We start from the raw sequence: 17,687 nt of genomic DNA on the forward strand, positions 1-17,687 counted from the left end.
GCCCTTTATATGTGATCTGTGTCGCGCTGAAAATGTAATAAATGAAATTAAAAACAAAATTGCGCGACGCATCGCAAGTTTTTGGGGCATGAGAGGGGCAAAACCGCTTTAGCCTGCACTAAAGCGGTGACGGACAGATGACGGGAGCGGAGCGCTTTAGCCCCAGAGCAGCAGAATGAGCGGGAAGATAAACGGGGCCAGCAGGGAGGTAATAATCCCGCACATCACCAGCGCCAGCGAGCTGAACGCCCCTTCCTGATAATCGAGTTCCGCACAGCGGGCGGTGCCGAGGGCGTGGGACGCAGTGCCCATCGCCAGGCCGCGCGAGGCTTTCGTGCGGATGCGCATCGCGTTGAGCAGCGTGTGACCAAACACCGCGCCGAGAATGCCGACAAAAATCACGCATACCGCGCTGATAGCCGGAATACCGCCGATGCTGCCGCCCACCGCCATCGCAATCGGCGTGGTGACGGACTTAGGCAGGACCGAGGCGGCGATCTCCGGCGACGCGCCCATCCACAGGGCCACCGAGGTGCCGGTGAACATCGCCACCACGCTGCCAATAAAGCAGACCAGAATAATGGATTTCCAGCGCGCGCGGATCTGGTGCAGCTGTTCATACAGCGGGAAGGCCAGCGCCACTACCGCGGGCTGCAGCAGGTCGTTAAGGATTTTGCTGCCGGCAAAGTACCGTTCATAGGAGACGCCGGTGACCAGCAGCAGCGGAATAATCACGGCCATCGATACCAGCAGCGGATTAAGCAGCGGCATTTTCACCCACGCCGCCAGCCTGCGTGCAGCAAAAAAGACGATCAGGGATAACGGCAACGACCACCAGATTTCGCTCATTTTTGTTTACGCTCGCGCTGACCAACGATCGGGCGTTCGCCGTGCAGCAGATGCGAACTCCAGCTGACCACCAGGAATACCACCAGCGTACTGATGGCGCAGGAGACAACCACCGGGCCGAACTGGGCGCGCAGCACGTCGGTGTACTGCATCACCCCGACGCCGACCGGCACAAACAGCAGTACCATATAGCGGATGAGGGCGTGGCAGCCCGGCTTCACCCACTTCGCCGGCACAATCTGCAGCGACAGCAGCACAAACAGGATCAGCATCCCGATAATGCTGCCAGGAATCGCCACGGGAAGCAGCGTCGCAATGCCGATGCCGGCATAGAGACAGGCATAGAGAACAATAAACGCGCGCACGAAGTGCCAGCATGTGATAAGCCATTTATTCATGGGGATAGCCCTTAGTTATTCGCATTCATCATACAATTAAAAATAATTCTGTGCTACCGATCACATCACTCTGTGAGCATAACAAGCTTTTCCGGCGCAGGCCTCAGACAGATTACCCGCGTTATCGCACCACTGGCACCCGTCAGGCGGAGGCGCTACCATAGCGCCTCATTTTTCTCCGGGTAGCACTATGCGCGTTTTGCTGGCACCGATGGAGGGCGTCCTCGACGCCCTGGTGCGTGAAATTTTAACCGACGTTAACGATTACGACCTCTGCATCACCGAATTTTTACGGGTGGTGGACTCGCTGCTGCCGGCGAAATCCTTCTATAAACTCTGCCCGGAACTGCACCACCACAGCCGTACCCCGTCCGGCACCCGGGTGCGCATCCAGCTACTGGGTCAGCATCCGGCGTGGCTGGCGGAGAACGCCGCCCGTGCGGTGGAACTTGGCTCATGGGGGGTCGATCTCAACTGCGGCTGTCCGTCGAAGCTGGTCAACGGCAGCGGCGGCGGCGCGACGCTGCTGAAAGATCCGGATCTGATTTACCGCGGCGCGAAGGCGATGCGCGAGGCGGTGCCGTCGCACCTGCCGGTCACGGTTAAAATCCGTCTCGGCTGGGACAGCGGCGCGCGGCAGTTTGAGATCGCCGATGCGGTGCAGCAGGCGGGGGCCAGCGAGCTGGTGGTGCATGGCCGCACCAAAGAGGATGGCTATAAAGCCGAGCGCATTAACTGGCAGGCTATCGGTGAAATCCGCCAGCGGCTGAGCATTCCGGTGATCGCCAACGGCGAAATCTGGGACTGGCAGAGCGCGCAGGATTGTCTGGCGGTGACCGGCTGCGATGCGGTGATGATCGGGCGCGGGGCGCTGAACGTGCCGAATTTAAGCCGGGTGATCAAATATAACGAGCCGCGCATGCCGTGGCCGCAGGTGGTGGCGCTGCTGCAAAAGTATGTCCGGCTGGAGAAGCAGGGCGACACCGGGATGTATCACGTCGCCCGCATCAAGCAGTGGCTGGGCTATCTGCGCAAAGAGTACGCAGACGCGGGCGATCTCTTCGATACCATTCGCACCCTGAAAACGTCTCAGGCTATCGCTGCGGTCATCGACGGGCAGTCGGCTGCGTCAGTCATTTCCGCCACCTGACGGCGAATAAACTCCCGCAGCCACATCAGCGCCGGGTCGGAGTTATGGCGCTGGTGCCAGAGCAGCGACAGCGTAAACGGCGGCACCTCCAGCGGCACTGGTGCTGACGCCAGCCCCCATGTTTTTTCCCATCCCTGCGCCAGCCCGGCGGGCACGCTGGCGAACGCCGGTAGCGACGCCAGCAGCCCCGGCAGGGCGGCGAAATGCGGCGTGGTATAGCTGACGCGACGCGCCAGTCCCTGTTTCGCCAGCAGGGTATCAATCTGGCTGCTGTTCGCTTCGCGGTAGCTCACCAGCAGATGCGGATACGTCGTAAAGGTGTCCACGTCAGGCGCACCGCGCAACGGCAGCAGCGCCGGGTGCCACAGTGTAGTTAAGGACATCGCGGTCAGGGGTTCGCGCTCCAGCCAGCGCGGCCCGGCAGTGGCAACGCTTATCGCCATATCCAGCTCTCCGGCCTCCAGCCGCTCGGCATCGCTGAACGGATCGCTCGCCACCGTGCTCAGGCGCACGCCGGGTGCCACGGCACGCAGCGCCGGGATCAGGACCGGCATCAGCCACATCTCTACCCAGTCGGTCATGCCCAGCGTGACGGTGACCTGCGCCTGCGCAGGATGAAACTCCGCCTGCTGAAACAGTGCCGACTGCAGCTGCTCCAGCAGCGGCATCAGTTCGCTGTGCAGCGCCACGGCGCGGGCGGTGGGCTGCATCCGGTGGCCGCTGCGGATAAACAGCGGATCGTCAAACATATCCCGCAGGCGCGACAGCGCGCCGCTCACCGCCGGCTGGCCGAGATGCAGCTTATCCGCCGCTGCCGACACGCTCTGCTCGCGAAACAGCACCGCAAAGGCGATCAGCAGATTGAGGTCGATTTTGCGAAAATCATTCTCTTTGATAGTCATTATTTCTCCAATCAATTGGAGTGATAGTAGCGGGCGGTGGATACTTCAGCAACTTTTTAGCCAACGGAGTATTCCATGAAAGCTTCCCTGTTGCTTGCTGCCCTTGTTGGGGCGGTGCTCTCCTTACCCACTCAGGCCGCGACGCCTGCCACCTCATGGCAGATGTCGCTCGGCGACTGGCGCATTACCGCGGTGTCTGATGGCTCGGTGGTGGTGCCGCTGGACAAACTGCTTACCCATATCACGCCTGAAGCGCTGGCCAGCCGAATGGCCGCCGTGGGGAAAACGCCGCAGGCCGAGACCGCCATTAATACCTATGTCATCGATACCGGTCGCCAGCGCTATCTGGTGGACACCGGGGCCGGGGCGCTGTTGGGTAACGCCGGCGGCCATCTGCCGGATAACCTGCGCGCCGCCGGTATTCCCCCGGAATCCATTGACCAGGTGCTGCTGACGCATATTCACGGCGACCATTCGGGCGGCTTGCAGCACGACGGCGTACCGGTCTTCCCCAACGCGACGGTGCGTGTCGAGCAGAAGGATGTCGATTTCTGGCTGGACCCGGCACACGCCTCGCAGGTTGAGGCCAGCCAGCGTCATACCTTTGCCGAATCGGAACGCTCGCTGCGCCCGGTGATTAATGCCGGAAAACTTCAGACCTTTACGGCACCGGTGAAGATAGCCGAGGGCATCGAGGCCATTCCCGCACCGGGCCATACGCCGGGTAGCGTCATCTACCGCGTAACGCACGGCGGTAAAACGCTGCTGCTGTGGGGCGATATTATTCATGCCGAACCGGTACAGATGCCGCAGCCGGAGGTGGCGATCCATTTCGATGTCGATCAGACGCAGGCGGTGGCTACGCGTAAGCAGGTCTTAGAAAAAGCGGCAGCGGACGGAGACTGGATTGCCTCGGCGCATATTGCGTTCCCGGGCATCGGGAAAGTGGAGAAGAACGGGCAGGGATATCGCTGGATGCCAGCGCCGCAGACGCAGCGCTGACAGAGGGGCGTGTTCAGAAAATCATTTTGAACACGCCGGTTACTACCAGCAGACCGATCAGGAAAATAATCAAAATTGCCCACAGTAAAATCTTCATTCCTTACTCCTTCTTCGCGCGAATGTCTTGTTTACGTTATGAAAAGTGTAGACGCTCTGCATCGGATTTCCTCCCCGATTGCTAAACGGCAATTAAACGACGCGTCAGCACCGGGCTTTTCCCATATTTACGGTTGCTTAATCCCCACCGCCTATACTTAGCGCTTAATCGCACACCACGGAGGTCAAGATGAGTTCTGGAAACAAAGTGGCAATTGTTACCGCATCCGATTCAGGCATCGGCAAAAAATGCGCGCTGCTGCTGGCGGAGCAGGGGTTTGATATCGGCATCACCTGGCACTCGGACGACGAGGGGGCGAGGGAGACCGCGCAGGACGTTGAAGCCCTGGGCCGCCGGGCAGAGATGATCCAGCTCGACCTCGGTCACCTGCCGGAGGGCGCGCAGGCGATTCAGACCCTGATCGATCGCTTCGGGCGGATCGACGTGCTGGTGAATAACGCCGGCGCGATGTCGAAAGCGCCGTTCCTTGAGCTGGCGTTTGACGACTGGCGCAAGATATTCACTGTGGACGTGGACGGCGCGTTCCTGGTTTCGCAGATTGCTGCAAAAGCGATGGTGAAGCAGGGGCAGGGCGGACGCATCATCAACATTACCTCCGTGCATGAGCATACCCCGCTGCCGGAAGCGAGCGCCTATACTGCCGCGAAACATGCTCTCGGCGGGCTGACCAAGTCGATGGCGCTGGAGCTGGTGGAGCACGGCATTCTGGTGAACGCCGTCGCACCGGGAGCGATTGCCACGCCGATGAACGACATGGACGAAGGTGATGCCAAACCCGGCTCGCTGCCGATTGTGCCGATGGCGCGTCCGGGGGAAACCTTTGAAATTGCCAGCCTGGTCGCCTGGCTGGCTGGCGAAGGGGCCAGCTACACCACCGGGCAATCCTTTATCGTTGACGGCGGCTTTATGCTTGCCAACCCGCAGTTCAACGCCCAGCGTTAAGCGCACGCGCCAGCTACGGCTGGCGCTTTGCTTTCCAGCGCCGCAGCGCAAATCGCACCAGCCAGACGAGTATCACCGCCCCGACTACCCACACCAGGTGTTTCAGATGCTGATCGAGCGCGTGCAGCCACGGCGCGATCACTTCCCCACCCACATAGCCCAGGGTGGTAAACAGCGTCGCCCAGACCACGGCCCCGAGGATATTAAGCGGCAGGAACACGCGCGGCGGCAGGCGGCTGGCACCGATAATAATCGGCCCGATAATGCGAAAACCGTACATAAAACGCGTACCGATGACGAACAACCACGGGTGGCGGGTAATCAGCGTTCTGGCGCGATCGATTTTGTGCTGATGGCGCTGGAGCCGCCGGTGCTGAAGAATGCGCTCGCCAAAATGGCGCCCGACCAGATAGAGCAGCTGATCGCCGATCATGCCACCCAGCGCCACCGCCAGCACCACCAGCGGGAAACGCAGCAGTCCCTGATGCGCCGCCACTCCGCCCAGCAAGGTGATGGTTTCTCCCTCCGCTACGCTGCCGATGAGCAGCGCCGCGTACCCGTACTGCGAAATCAGTTGATTAATATCCACCAGACTAATGTATCTCCCTGTTCATATTTCTTTTCAGCATACACCCTGACGCCTGAGCGGGTGACCGGGGCGCGACGAGGTGGGCAAAAAATAATCAGAATCTGACGTATACTTGAGAGGACAGGTCGCGGCGGGCTGGTCCTGACGCGCTTTTATACATGACCACCTGAAGGGGGTTATATGAACCACGTCTGGGGACTCTTCTCCCATCCCGATCGCGAAATGCAGTCTATCAAGCGCGAAAATGAATCCGTAACCTACCACTACACCCACCATGTGCTGATCATGGCCGCCGTACCGGTGATCTGCGCCTTTATCGGCACTACGCAGATTGGCTGGGACTTCGGCGAGGGCAACGTCGTTAAGCTCTCGTTGTTTACCGGGTTTTATCTGGCAGTGCTGTTCTACGCCCTGATGCTGGCCGGTGTGGCGGTGATGGGGCGGATAATCTGGTGGATGGCGCGTCGCTATCCGCAGCGTCCAACCCTGGCGCGCTGCATGGTGTTTGCCGGCTACGTGGCGACGCCGCTGTTCTTGAGCGGTGTGGTGGCGCTCTGGCCGCTGGTGTGGCTGTGCGCACTGGTGGGTACCGCCGCGCTGTTTTACACCGGCTATCTGCTTTACGTCGGCATTCCGACCTTCCTGAACATTGACCGCGAAGAGGGGATGAGCTTCTCCAGCTCTACCCTTGCGATTGGCGTGCTGCTGCTTGAGGTGCTGCTGGCGCTGTCGGTGATCTTGTGGGGCTACGGATATCGTCTATTCTGAATGTCGCGGGGGAGCGGGCTGCCGCGCCCCCGCATTGCAGTGTTTCGTCACGATTCTCCAGTAGCGACAGAGCAGGACGCCGGAGTATCATGCCGGCGCCAGCTCCGTTATTCAGCGTACTGACGGATGCGGTGTGCGCCATCACGCACATGAATAATCGACAGAATGACCGCCATGCCGAAAACTATCCGTTTTTCTCTGCTTAGCCTTGCCCTGTTTATGGCCGTGCCCGCGCTGCCACAGGCCGTAGCCAAAACCACGCCCGTTGTTCAGCCCTCCCAGCCGGAAATCGCCTCCGGGAGTGCGATGATCGTCGATCTTGAAACCAACAAGGTGATCTTTTCCAGCCACCCCGATCTGGTGCGCCCGATAGCCTCCATCACCAAAGTGATGACGGCAATGGTGGTGCTGGACGCCAGCCTGCCGCTCGATGAGAAGCTGAAGGTGGACATCAGCCATACGCCAGAGATGAAAGGGATATACTCCCGCGTGCGTCTCAACAGCGAGATCAGCCGCAAAAACATGCTGCTGCTGGCGCTGATGTCCTCTGAGAACCGCGCCGCCGCGAGCCTCGCGCACCATTATCCCGGCGGGTATGACGCGTTTATCCGCGCCATGAACGCCAAAGCGAAAGCGCTGGGCATGACCCATACGCGCTTCGTTGAACCGACGGGGCTGTCGATTCAGAACGTCTCCACCGCCCGGGACCTGACGAAGCTGCTGATCGCCAGCAAGCAGTATCCGCTCATCGGCCAGCTCAGCACCACCCGCGAGGAGATGGCGACCTTCTCCAGCCCGGCGTACACCCTGCCGTTCCGTAACACCAACCATCTGGTGTACCGCGATAACTGGAATATTCAGCTGACCAAAACCGGCTTTACCAATGCGGCAGGCCACTGCCTGGTGATGCGCACCCTGATCAATAATCGCCCGGTGGCGCTGGTGGTGATGGATGCGTTCGGGAAGTACACCCATTTTGCCGACGCGAGCCGGCTACGGACCTGGATTGAAACCGGGAAGGTGACGCCGGTGCCGGCGTCAGCGTTGAGCTATAAGCGCCAGAAAGCGGCGCAGATGGCGAGCGTGGAGTAATGTTTTTACCGTACCCTCTCTGAAAAGAGAGGGTGCGTTATGCCTGAGCTACTCCGGCAGCGTCCAGTCGCCGTCATTCAGCGGGCGCTGCATGATGATGGTGTCGCGCCAGGCGCCCATCTTGTAACCGACGCTGCGCAACTGCCCGGCCTTCACGAAACCCAGTTGCTTGTGCAGACGCAGCGACGCGGGGTTGTTATCCCCGTCGCCAATCACCGCCAGCAGCTGACGCCACGGCCCCGCCTCGCAGCGGGCGATCAGCGCCATCAGCAATCCACTGCCGATGCCCCGTCCCGTCATGCTGGCATCCACGTAGATAGACTCTTCCAGGGTATAACGGTACGCCTGACGCGGGCGATAGCTGTCTGCATAGCAATATCCCACCAGAATGCCGCGGTACATCGCCACCAGCCAGGGCAGCCCCTGCGCCTGAACCGCCTGCATCCGTTCCGCCATTTGCTCTGCGGTTGGCGGAACTTCTTCAAACGAGGCGCGGCCATGCAGAACGTGCCAGGTATAGATGGTGGCAATGGCGGTGCTGTCGTCCGATTTGGCATCGCGTATTTCAATATCTGCCAGCGGCAGCACTTCGACTACGGACATAGCGAGATTCCTGTCATTATCAAAAAAGCCGAAGAATATATCTTCGGCAAGATGCGGATAATGTAGTACGGAGTTCGCGTGCCGAACAGCCTGTTAGCGAATGATTTCTTGTTCTGCTCCGGGCGTAGCCTGGTCCGGCAGCGTATCGCCCCAGTATTTGCGCTTACTGGTCTTGCCGATACCGGGGTTCATGCTGTTGGTAGGGTCATTTTCGCGATAAAACTGCGCCAGCGCCGGGGGGGCCTGGTAAAGATGCCCGACGTTGTGTTCCGCCGGGTATTGCGCCCCGCGTTCGTGCAGCAGCGCCAGCATCTGTTCTTTCAGGGCATGCACGTCCACGCCTTTTTTCACGATGTAATCCTGGTGGAACACGTGACACATGAAATGCCCGTAATAGAGCTTGTGCACCAGCTGGCTGTCGATCTCCGGCGGCAGGGTTTCGAACCAGTCGGTATCGTTGCGGCGCAGGGCGATATCGAGCGCGAGGATGTCCTCCACCTCGTCGTGATGCACCGCGTGATAGCGCACCGCAGCCCCCGCCGCGGCGAAACGGTGCAGGAACGCTTTGCTACCTTCCTCTGGGGTGCAGGCGAAGAAGTCCCCGTCGGCGGTTTTAAAGTACTCCGACAGCCAGGCCTGGGCTTCAGCGATACCCTCTCCGGCCATTTTCAGCAGCAGATGGTGCTCATACTTTTCGCGCCAGCTTTTCATGCGCGGCGGCAGATGGCTCGGGAAAATATTCCCCAGCTTCTGCATCGCCCGGTCGGTGAAATTAGGGCGGAAGAAGCGCACCTTCTCCAGCATCGCATCGGTACGGCCTTTGATGTTGAAGAACAACGGCATCTTGTCGGTGCCGAGCTTGTCGATCATCAGGAAGGTGTCTTTCCCGTAGCGCTCGGCGATGTCGTAGATGTCGCGGTGCATATACTCCCCGGCCACCGGCAGGGTTGCGAAGTTGGCCAGAATATGGCGGCGAATGTTCGTCAGCACCGCCGGGTCGTTGGTGCCGATGTAAAACACCTCCTGGCGCTTTTCGGCGACAAAGGTATCGAGGCGTACGGCAAACACTGCCAGTTTCCCGGCGCAGCCCGAAGCTTCAAACAGGCGATCCGGATCGGCATTAAAGCGTGCCGGGGTATCCGCATCCACGTCGCGCACGCGGGAAACGTAATCGTGATCCGACGCCAGACGGCCATCGTGACGTACCTGGCCTGGCTTCAGGCGCTCATCATCCAGCGTGGAGAGGATCTGCTCCGGCGTGGCACCCAGATCGATACCCAGGTGGTTCACCAGATGCAGTTTTCCCTGCTCGTCGATGCGTGCATAGAGCGCCATTTCGGTGTAAGCCGGGCCGCGCTGCACCAGCGAACCGCCGGAGTTGTTGCAGATCCCGCCGATAACCGACGCCCCGATGCACGAGGAGCCAATCACCGAGTGCGGCTCGCGCCCCAGCGGCTTGAGCGCTTTTTCCAGTTGATAAAGCGTGGTGCCGGGGAAGGCCAGCACCTGTTTTCCGTCGTTCAGCAGCTGGAGCTTATCGAGGCGGCGGGTGCTGATGATGACGATCTCGCGATCATAGTCGTTGCCGTTAGGCGTAGAGCCTTCGGTCAGCCCGGTATTGGCAGCCTGCATCAGAATGATGGCATCCGCCGCCACGCAGGCGTTGAGTACGCGCCAGAGCTCCAGCAGCGAGCCGGGAAACACCACGGCGGCAGCATCGCCCTGACCGGAACGAAAGCCCTTGCGGTAGCGCGCGGTTTTTTCCGGGTCGGTGAGCAGGTGCTGGCTGCCCACCAGCCGGGTGAGTTCGTTTATCAGCGTAGTTTGTAGGGTACGGGACATGTCCACTCCTTGTGGTCAGGCGGAAATAACGTCTTTAATCATAGCCCTCAGGCGCCAAAGCGAACGGGATAAATCGCAGAAAAATCAGAGAACAGGCGTGGCGTGACGCTTCTTACCCGTTTACGCTTATGGCACACTGCGTGCTTATCTTCATGCTCTTACGAGCAGACTCACATTATCAGACCGTCTAACCGAGAGAATTACTACATGAAATGGCTCTGTTCTGTAGGTGTCGCTGTCAGCCTTGCGCTGCAACCTGCCCTGGCTGCTGACCCGTCCGGCGATCGTCCGTTAACCCCCGAAGCGCGGGATGCCTTCGTTGCGGATCTCCTCACGAAAATGACGGTCGATGAAAAAATCGGCCAGCTGCGCCTGATAAGCGTCGGCCCGGATAACCCGAAAGAGGCGATCCGCGACATGATCAAAGAAGGGCAGGTGGGGGCAATTTTCAACACCGTCACTCGTCAGGACATCCGCGCCATGCAGGATCAGGTGATGCAGCTCAGCCGCCTGAAAATTCCTCTGTTCTTCGCCTATGACGTGGTGCACGGTCAGCGTACCGTGTTCCCGATTAGCCTCGGTCTGGCATCGTCGTTCAATCTCGACGCGGTGAAAACCGTCGGGCGCGTCTCGGCTTACGAGGCGGCGGATGACGGGCTGAATATGACCTGGGCGCCCATGGTTGACGTCTCGCGCGACGCGCGCTGGGGTCGTATCTCTGAAGGCTTTGGCGAAGACACCTTCCTGACCAGCCAGATGGGCAAAACTATGGTGGAGTCAATGCAGGGCAAAAGCCCGGCGGATCGCTACTCGGTGATGACCAGCGTGAAGCACTTCGCCGCCTACGGTGCAGTTGAGGGCGGGAAGGAGTACAACACCGTTGATATGAGCGCGCAGCGCCTGTTCAACGACTATATGCCGCCGTACAAAGAGGCGCTGGATGCGGGCAGCGGCGGGGTGATGATGGCTCTGAACTCGCTGAACGGTGCTCCGGCCGCGTCTGATTCCTGGCTGCTGAAAGATCTGCTGCGTGGCGACTGGGGCTTCAAGGGCATCACCATCTCCGATCACGGTGCCATTAAAGAGCTGATCAAGCACGGCACCGCCGCCGATCCGGAAGACGCGGTGCGCGTGGCAATTAAAGCCGGCGTCGATATGAGCATGGCCGATGAGTATTACAGCAAGTATCTGCCGGGGCTTATCAAGAGCGGCAAGGTGACAATGGCGGAGCTGGACGACGCGGCGCGCCACGTACTGAACGTCAAATATGACATGGGCCTGTTCAACGACCCGTACAGCCACCTGGGGGCGAAAGAGAGTGACCCGCAGGACACCAATGCTGAGAGCCGCCTGCACCGCGACGAGGCGCGCAAGGTGGCGCGTGAAAGTCTGGTGCTGCTGAAAAACCGTCTGGAAACGCTGCCGCTGAAAAAATCCGGTACCATTGCCGTAGTAGGGCCGCTGGCTGACAGCAAGCGCGATATCATGGGCAGCTGGTCAGCCGCCGGCGTCGCCGATCAGTCGGTGACGCTGCTCACCGGCATCAAAAATGCCGTCGGTGATAACGCGAAGATCGTCTATGCCAAAGGCGCTAACGTTACCGATGACAAAGGCATCGTCGATTTCCTGAACCAGTATGAACCGGCAGTGGTGGTGGATAAACGCACTCCGCAGGCGATGATTGATGAAGCGGTAGCCGCTGCCAAAAACGCCGACGTTGTGGTCGCGGCGGTGGGTGAAGCTCAGGGGATGGCACATGAGGCCTCCAGCCGTACCGATCTGATCCTTCCTCAGAGCCAGCGCGACCTGATCGCCGCGCTGAAAGCTACCGGCAAGCCGCTGGTGCTGGTGCTGATGAACGGGCGTCCGCTGGCGCTGGTGAAAGAGGATCAGCAGGCCGATGCGCTGCTGGAAACCTGGTATGCCGGTACCGAAGGCGGGAACGCCATCGCCGACGTGCTGTTTGGTGACTACAACCCGTCCGGCAAACTGCCGATCTCCTTCCCGCGCTCGGTCGGGCAGATCCCGGTGTACTACAGCCATCTCAATACCGGTCGCCCGTACAACCCGGAAAAACCGAACAAATACACCTCGCGCTACTTCGATGAAGCCAATGGCCCGCTCTATCCGTTCGGTTTCGGTCTGAGCTACACCACCTTCACCGTGTCGGACGTGAAACTGTCGTCGCCGACCATGAAACGTGACGGCAAGGTCACCGCCAGCGTCGACGTGACCAACACCGGGAAACGCGCCGGGGAAACCGTGGTGCAGATGTATCTCCAGGACGTGACCGCCTCGGTCAGCCGTCCGGTGAAGCAGCTGCGAGGGTTTGATAAGGTGATGCTCAAGCCGGGCGAAACCCAGACCGTCAGCTTCCCGATTGACGTTGAAGCGCTGAAGTTCTGGAACCAGCGGATGAAATACGACGCCGAGCCTGGCACGTTTAACGTCTTTATCGGCCTCGACTCCGCGCGGGTGAAGCAGGGCGAGTTTGAACTGCAGTAACTGTAAAAAACAAAAAAGGCCGGATAACCGGCCTTTTTTTATGGGTGTTGGGAAAGCAGCAGCGCGATGGGAGTGCGCACCTGCTTGCGTCTTTACAACAGGGGGCAGAGCGTCTCGCCTGATTATCGACTACGCTTTTTCGTAAGCCCATGAACCGGGTCGGGAAATAACGAGGAACGATGATGACTATTCCAGTGTGGAAACTTGCGCCGCTGTTTGCGGGGCTGATGGTAGCAGGCACGGCACAGGCGGCGGATCCGGTAAAAGTGGGTTCTAAAATCGATACCGAAGGGGCGCTGCTCGGCAATATTATTCTGCAGGTACTTGAGAGCCATGACGTCAAAACGATCAATAAAGTGCAGCTCGGTACCACGCCGGTAGTGCGCGGGGCGATCACCTCCGGCGAGCTGGATATTTACCCGGAATACACCGGCAACGGCGCGTTCTTCTTTAAAGACGAGAACGACGCGGCGTGGAAGAACGCGCAGCAGGGCTACGAGAAAGTGAAAAAGCTCGACGCTGAGCAGAACAAGCTGGTGTGGCTTACCCCGGCTCCGGCCAATAACACCTGGACCATCGCGGTGCGCCAGGATCTTGCCAAGAAAAATAATCTGACCTCGCTCGACGATCTCGGGCGCTATCTGAAAGAGGGCGGCGAGTTCAAACTGGCGGCCTCCGCTGAATTTATCGAGCGTGCCGATGCGCTGCCTGCCTTCGAGAAGGCCTACGGCTTTAAGCTCAATCAGAACCAGACGCTGTCACTGGCCGGGGGCGATACCGCGGTCACCATCAAAGCCGCGGCACAGCAAACCTCCGGCGTGAATGCTGCGATGGCTTACGGCACCGATGGCCCGGTGGCGGCGCTGGGTCTGCAAACCCTGACCGATCCGAAAGGCGTACAGCCGATCTACGCTCCGACGCCGGTGGTGCGTGAGGCGGTGCTCAAACAGTATCCGCAGCTGGAAAGCTGGCTGAAGCCGGTATTCGCCAGCCTCGATGAAAAAACGCTCCAGCAGCTTAACGCCAGCATCGCGGTGGAAGGGCTGGACGCGAAAAAGGTAGCGGCGGATTACCTGAAGCAGAAAGGGTTTGTGAAGTAAGCCAAAGGATGGTTGCGTGTTGATACGATGTCACAATCGGGTGGTGCTGCTGCTGTTACTTGTAATGGCTGCCGCCGCCCTGTTGCCGTTTCTGTCGCTGGCACCGAACCGTCTGGTGTCAGGCTCCCCGGTTCATGTAAGCGATCTTGCGGCTGCTGCATTCTGGCAGCCGGCACTGCTTTGGGCAGCGCTGGTAGTGCTGGCTTTTGTTCCGGGGCGCAAAGCCCTGGCGGCAACGTTGCTGCTCAGCGAAGCGCTGTTTGCGCTGCTGATGTGGCGCAGCGGCGATGCGGCCCGCCAGCTTATCGCTGACAGCGGGGCACTGGCGCGGGTGTCGGTAGGCAGCGGGCTGTGGCTGATGCTGGCGATGATCCTGCTGATGTTCAGTGATGCGGCGCAGCGGCTGTTCAAAACGGCGCTGGTCCGCGTGCTGCTTAATCTCCAGTTACTGCTTATACCTCTCGCGCTGCTGCTCAGCGGCGGGTTTGATGCGCTGTCGCTGCTCAGGGAGTACAGCAACCGTCAGGACGTGTTCAATGATGCGGTGGGGCAGCACCTGACGCTGCTGTTCGGAACGCTGGTCCCGGCGCTGGCGATCGGGATTGCTGTCGGCCTGTGGTGCCACCGTCGTCCCGCCTCCCAGGCACCGGTTTTTGCCGTGCTGAACGTGATTCAGACCGTGCCGTCGGTGGCGTTGTTTGGGCTACTGATGGTGCCGCTTTCCGGGCTGGCCAGCGCGTTGCCGCTGCTGGGGCAGTGGGGCATTTCGGGCATCGGGCTGGCCCCGGCGCTGATTGCGCTGGTGCTCTACGCGCTGTTGCCGCTGGTACGCGGCGTGGTGGCGGGCCTGGGGCAGGTGCCGCGCGAGGTGCTGGAGAGCGCCCGGGCGATGGGCATGTCATCGCGCCAGATTTTCTTCAAAGCCCAGGTGCCGCTGGCGCTGCCGGTTCTGCTGCGTAGCCTGCGGGTGGTGGCGATCCAGACGGTAGGCATGGCGGTGATCGCGGCGCTGATTGGCGCTGGCGGTTTTGGCGCGCTGGTGTTTCAGGGATTGCTCAGCAGCGCGCTCGATCTGGTGCTGCTGGGTGTCATCCCGGTGATTGCGCTCGCGGTAATAATGGATGCGCTGTTTAATCTTGCTATCGCCGCGCTGGAGGCAAAGCACCATGATTGAATTTGACCAGGTAAGTAAAATTTATGGCGGCGCGGCGGCGGTGGATAACGTCTCGCTGCAGTTTAAGGAAGGGGCGTTCTCGGTGCTGATCGGCACCTCCGGCTCGGGAAAATCCACCACCCTGAAGATGATCAACCGGCTGGTGGAGCATGACAGCGGGCGCATTCTGCTGTCGGGAAAACCGATCCGCGACTATCCGCTTCAGGCGCTGCGCCGCCGCATGGGCTATGCCATCCAGTCCATCGGCCTGTTCCCTCACTGGACGGTGGCGCAGAACATCGCCACGGTGCCGTCGCTGTTGAAATGGCCGAAGGGGCGCATTGCTGAGCGCGTCGATGAACTGCTGGCGCTGCTCGGGCTTGACCCGGCGCAGTTCCGCAGCCGCTTTCCCCATGAGCTGTCCGGCGGGCAGCAGCAGCGCGTCGGCGTGGCCAGGGCGCTGGCCGCCGACCCGGAAGTGCTGCTGATGGATGAACCGTTCGGTGCGCTCGATCCGGTGACGCGGGCGGCGCTTCAGCAGGAGATGCGGCGCATCCACCGCCTGCTGGGCCGCACCATAATTCTGGTGACTCACGATATCGACGAGGCGCTGCAGCTGGCGGACCACCTGGTGCTGATGGATAACGGGCGCGTGGTGCAGCAGGGCACGCCGCTGCAGCTGCTGACGCACCCGGAAAATGCTTTTGTGCGCGACTTCTTTGGTCGCAGCGAGCTGGGCGTGCGGCTGCTCTCTCTGCGTACCGTCGGGGAGTATCTGCGTCCTCACGAACGGCTCGACGGCGAAGGGGTGATGGCGCACCTGACGCTGCGCGAAGCGCTGTCGCACTTTGTCGAGCGCCAGTGTGATGCGCTGCCGGTGGTATCAGCCCAGGGCGAACCGTGCGGCGTGCTGCACTTCCGCGATCTGCTGGCGGACGTGCCGGAGGTGAGCCGTGCGCCTGCTCCGTGATCCGCTGCTCTGGCTGACGGCGACCTTTATCGCCTTGCTGATCGCGCTACCCCACAGCGAGGCGCTGTTCGCCTGGTTGTTCCCGCAGCAGCCGCGCCCGGTATATCAGCAGGAGTCGTTTGTTAATCTCGCGCTGGCGCACCTGGAGCTGGTAGCCATCTCCAGCTTCGCGGCAGTGGTTATCGGCATGGCGCTGGGCATTATGGTCACCCGCCCGTGGGGACGCGAGTTTCGCACCCTGGCAGAAACGGTGGTGGCGGCCGGACAGACCTTTCCCCCGGTGGCGGTGCTGGCGGTAGCGGTGCCGGTGATGGGGTTCGGGCGCGATCCGGCGCTGATTGCCCTGACAATCTATGGCCTGTTGCCGGTGGTGCAGGGGACGCTGGCCGGGCTGGCATCGGTACCAGACGGGGCAAAAGAGGTGGCGACCGGCATGGGCATGAGCCGGCTGCAGCAGCTGGTTAAGGTCGAGCTGCCGCTGGCCGCCCCGGTGATCCTGGCGGGGGTGAGAACCTCGGTGATTATCAACATCGGGACGGCGACTATCGCCTCAACGGTGGGGGCCAGCACGCTCGGGACGCCGATCATCATCGGCCTGAGCGGATTTAATACGGCTTATGTGATGCAGGGGGCGCTGCTGGTGGCATTGCTGGCCATTATTGTCGATCGTGGTTTTGAGCGGTTAGTACGGCTTACGACCCGGCATGCAGGATAACGGTGTAGCCAGCCAGCATCACGCCGCCGATACCGCCAATAGCCATTACGATCATGCCGGTAACCAGCGCGGCTTTGGTAAATTTCATGGTGTGCTCCTTATTCAGACCGGGGGATTATACGGCGAAGTGGCCGTCAAATATACCCGCTTAGCCAAGCAGCGCGACCGGCTGCCCTTCCTGCTGCCAGGTTTCAATCTGCATACGCTGCGCGGGGGAGGGGTCATCACCGCACCAGATGAGCAGCGTCTGGCCGGGAAACATCTCCGGACGCAGCTGGGTCAGCGGGTGCGCCAGCACCTCCGGACGCCAGCCCTGATCCAGCGCCGACCAGGCCGCCAGCCACAGCCGCGTAGCATCAGTGATATTCCAGCCAACGATAAGCGCATCGCGGCCAGCTCTTCTGCGCGCCTGCGCCAGGCACACCGAAATATGACCAATCAGAATGCCATCAAGCAGACTCAGCATCGCGGTCAGCGTCGCCTGCTGACCGTGCAGGCGACGGCGCAGCGGCACATACAGGTGCGTCACCAGCGTCGCGACAGAGTGTTCCTTGCCCACTTCCGCAATCCACTTGCGCAGCTGCCCCGGGCCGCTGTTTTGCAGGTGGTGCATCAGCGTCGCCTGGTGCTCGTGCCAGCCGCTCTGCTGGTTACTCTCTTCCTCGCTGAGCAGGGCTTTCACTTTACTGACCTGCACGCCACCTTCAATCCAGCGCTTTATCTCGTGGATGCGCTCGATGTCCTCTTCGGTGAACAGCCGGTGGCCGCCGTCGGTGCGCTGTGGCTTAAGTAATCCATACCGCCGCTGCCAGGCGCGCAGCGTAACCGGGTTGACATTGCACAACTCCGCCACTTCCCCAATTGTGTAAAATGCCATTTCGTTCCTCTGCCCTTACCTTTCCCTGTTAACTGTAGCCGCGATATATCGTCCCTGGAAGCGCTACGCGGCTTTTGTACTGATTCTGGCGCGGCATCTCCGCTCTGAAAAT

The 17,687-nt window shown here is 60.5% G+C and carries 19 protein-coding genes; 10 read left to right on the plus strand and 9 right to left on the minus strand.

Annotation, left to right across the window (positions count from 1 at the left end):
* Window positions 1-156 precede the first annotated feature (156 nt).
* Entirely contained in the window at window positions 157-849 is a 693-nt protein-coding gene (locus ET34_RS0107175; protein ID WP_031520726.1) for a CidB/LrgB family autolysis modulator, read from the minus strand.
* Complete coding sequence (locus ET34_RS0107180) at window positions 846-1,247, minus strand: CidA/LrgA family protein (RefSeq protein WP_031520728.1); 402 nt, start codon at window positions 1,245-1,247, stop codon at window positions 846-848. Before ET34_RS0107180 ends, ET34_RS0107175 begins: the two co-directional genes overlap by 4 nt.
* Before the next feature lie 190 nt (window positions 1,248-1,437).
* On the opposite strand from ET34_RS0107180, the gene dusC reads away from it, so the two are divergent.
* A complete protein-coding gene (gene dusC, locus ET34_RS0107185; RefSeq protein WP_031520729.1) occupies window positions 1,438-2,397 on the plus strand; it encodes a tRNA dihydrouridine(16) synthase DusC in 960 nt (319 codons plus the stop codon).
* On the opposite strand, the gene ET34_RS0107190 is transcribed toward dusC, so the two are convergent.
* Window positions 2,337-3,299 (minus strand): LysR family transcriptional regulator, encoded by a 963-nt coding sequence (locus ET34_RS0107190; RefSeq protein WP_031520731.1) that lies wholly within the window; start codon window positions 3,297-3,299, stop codon window positions 2,337-2,339. The genes dusC and ET34_RS0107190 overlap by 61 nt on opposite strands.
* A gap of 75 nt (window positions 3,300-3,374) precedes the next feature.
* Between ET34_RS0107190 and ET34_RS0107195 the strand changes: the two genes are divergently transcribed.
* Complete coding sequence (locus ET34_RS0107195; protein ID WP_031520733.1) at window positions 3,375-4,301, plus strand: MBL fold metallo-hydrolase; 927 nt, start codon at window positions 3,375-3,377, stop codon at window positions 4,299-4,301.
* A 13-nt stretch (window positions 4,302-4,314) separates the two neighbouring features.
* On the opposite strand, the gene yohP is transcribed toward ET34_RS0107195, so the two are convergent.
* Window positions 4,315-4,398 carry a small membrane protein YohP gene (yohP, locus tag ET34_RS23085; RefSeq protein WP_000698460.1) on the minus strand — a complete coding sequence of 28 codons (84 nt, stop codon included), beginning with the start codon at window positions 4,396-4,398 and terminating at the stop codon, window positions 4,315-4,317.
* Window positions 4,399-4,587: 189 nt separating this feature from the next.
* Here yohP and ET34_RS0107205 point away from each other — a divergent pair, with 189 nt between their 5' ends.
* Complete coding sequence (locus tag ET34_RS0107205) at window positions 4,588-5,361, plus strand: SDR family oxidoreductase (protein ID WP_031520734.1); 774 nt, start codon at window positions 4,588-4,590, stop codon at window positions 5,359-5,361.
* Between the two features lie 13 nt (window positions 5,362-5,374).
* Here ET34_RS0107205 and ET34_RS0107210 read toward each other — a convergent pair whose 3' ends face one another.
* A complete protein-coding gene (locus ET34_RS0107210; RefSeq protein ID WP_031520736.1) occupies window positions 5,375-5,950 on the minus strand; it encodes a DedA family protein in 576 nt (191 codons plus the stop codon).
* Between the two features lie 180 nt (window positions 5,951-6,130).
* On the opposite strand from ET34_RS0107210, the gene ET34_RS0107215 reads away from it, so the two are divergent.
* Window positions 6,131-6,718, plus strand: coding sequence for a Yip1 family protein (locus tag ET34_RS0107215; RefSeq protein WP_031520738.1), 588 nt, complete (start codon window positions 6,131-6,133; stop codon window positions 6,716-6,718).
* Between the two features lie 174 nt (window positions 6,719-6,892).
* Complete coding sequence (gene pbpG, locus ET34_RS0107220; protein ID WP_031520739.1) at window positions 6,893-7,810, plus strand: D-alanyl-D-alanine endopeptidase; 918 nt, start codon at window positions 6,893-6,895, stop codon at window positions 7,808-7,810.
* A 48-nt stretch (window positions 7,811-7,858) separates the two neighbouring features.
* Here pbpG and ET34_RS0107225 read toward each other — a convergent pair whose 3' ends face one another.
* Window positions 7,859-8,413 carry a GNAT family N-acetyltransferase gene (locus ET34_RS0107225; RefSeq protein ID WP_031520741.1) on the minus strand — a complete coding sequence of 185 codons (555 nt, stop codon included), beginning with the start codon at window positions 8,411-8,413 and terminating at the stop codon, window positions 7,859-7,861.
* A gap of 93 nt (window positions 8,414-8,506) precedes the next feature.
* Complete coding sequence (gene dld / locus ET34_RS0107230; protein WP_031520744.1) at window positions 8,507-10,255, minus strand: D-lactate dehydrogenase; 1,749 nt, start codon at window positions 10,253-10,255, stop codon at window positions 8,507-8,509.
* A gap of 207 nt (window positions 10,256-10,462) precedes the next feature.
* On the opposite strand from dld, the gene bglX reads away from it, so the two are divergent.
* The 5 genes from bglX to ET34_RS0107255 all read left to right on the plus strand — a co-directional run bounded on the left by bglX (window position 10,463) and on the right by ET34_RS0107255 (window position 16,698).
* On the plus strand, window positions 10,463-12,760 hold the full coding sequence (bglX, locus tag ET34_RS0107235; RefSeq protein WP_031520745.1) for a beta-glucosidase BglX: 2,298 nt from the start codon (window positions 10,463-10,465) through the stop codon (window positions 12,758-12,760).
* 227 nt (window positions 12,761-12,987) lie between these two features.
* Window positions 12,988-13,860 (plus strand): glycine betaine ABC transporter substrate-binding protein OsmF, encoded by an 873-nt coding sequence (osmF, locus tag ET34_RS0107240; RefSeq protein WP_152548370.1) that lies wholly within the window; start codon window positions 12,988-12,990, stop codon window positions 13,858-13,860.
* Between the two features lie 16 nt (window positions 13,861-13,876).
* Window positions 13,877-15,034, plus strand: a complete 1,158-nt coding sequence (locus tag ET34_RS0107245) for an ABC transporter permease (RefSeq protein WP_031520748.1) — start codon at window positions 13,877-13,879, stop codon at window positions 15,032-15,034.
* The gene (locus ET34_RS0107250) at window positions 15,027-15,983 is read left to right on the plus strand and encodes an ABC transporter ATP-binding protein (protein WP_031520750.1); all 957 of its coding nucleotides are present in this window, start codon (window positions 15,027-15,029) and stop codon (window positions 15,981-15,983) included. Before ET34_RS0107245 ends, ET34_RS0107250 begins: the two co-directional genes overlap by 8 nt.
* Complete coding sequence (locus tag ET34_RS0107255; protein ID WP_031520752.1) at window positions 15,967-16,698, plus strand: ABC transporter permease; 732 nt, start codon at window positions 15,967-15,969, stop codon at window positions 16,696-16,698. The genes ET34_RS0107250 and ET34_RS0107255 overlap by 17 nt, the downstream gene beginning before the upstream one ends.
* Here the strand turns inward: ET34_RS0107255 and ET34_RS22475 are convergent.
* The gene (locus tag ET34_RS22475) at window positions 16,676-16,786 is read right to left on the minus strand and encodes a protein YohO (protein ID WP_031520754.1); all 111 of its coding nucleotides are present in this window, start codon (window positions 16,784-16,786) and stop codon (window positions 16,676-16,678) included. The two genes, ET34_RS0107255 and ET34_RS22475, sit on opposite strands and share 23 nt — an antisense overlap.
* 60 nt (window positions 16,787-16,846) lie before the next feature.
* A complete protein-coding gene (locus tag ET34_RS0107265) occupies window positions 16,847-17,575 on the minus strand; it encodes a MerR family transcriptional regulator (protein WP_031520756.1) in 729 nt (242 codons plus the stop codon).
* Between the last annotated feature and the right edge of the window lie 112 nt (window positions 17,576-17,687).

Source organism: Siccibacter colletis (assembly GCF_000696575.1).
In the GTDB taxonomy this organism is placed as follows: Bacteria; Pseudomonadota; Gammaproteobacteria; order Enterobacterales; family Enterobacteriaceae; genus Siccibacter; species Siccibacter colletis.